The organism is Pseudomonas sp. 51_B, assembly GCF_017491595.1.
Classification (GTDB): Bacteria; Pseudomonadota; Gammaproteobacteria; order Pseudomonadales; family Pseudomonadaceae; genus Aquipseudomonas; species Aquipseudomonas promysalinigenes.
Genome location: NZ_JAFGYW010000296.1, coordinates 1 through 477, shown reverse-complemented (window position 1 = coordinate 477; position 477 = coordinate 1). Strand labels below are relative to the sequence as shown.

Below are 477 nucleotides of genomic sequence, written 5' to 3'. Positions count from 1 at the left end.
GCATTACATCGGCCTGCTCACGTCGCACCGCCAGCCCGAATGCGCGGAGACGTTCTTCAATTCGGTGTGCTGCAAGATCCTGCACCGCGCGTACTTCAACAACGATTTCATCTTCGTGCGCCCGGCGATCTCGACCGAATACATCGAGAACGACGAGCCCGCCGCGAAGCCCACGTACCGCGCGTACTATCCGGGCAGCGAGGGGCTCGCCGCGACGCTCGAGCGGATCGTCACGAACTTCCAGCTCAATCCGCCGTTCGAGGATCTCGAGCGCGACATCGCGTGCATCATGCAGGCGATCCACGACGAGTTCGGCGCGTTCGACGAAGCGGTGAATTTCCAGATCCACGTGCTGTCGTCGCTGTTCTACCGGAACAAGACCGCGTACGTCGTCGGCCGCATCATCAACGGCGACCGCGTGCTGCCGTTCGCGGTGCCGATCCGCCACGCGCGCGCGGGCATCCTCGCGCTCGACAC

1 protein-coding gene is annotated in these 477 nt (G+C 63.9%); it reads left to right on the top strand.

Translation table 11 applies throughout. From position 1 onward, the window contains the following. A partial coding sequence (locus tag J5M56_RS24910) for an isocitrate dehydrogenase kinase/phosphatase AceK regulatory subunit (protein WP_207938050.1) occupies positions 1 to 477 on the top strand: 477 nt, incomplete at both ends.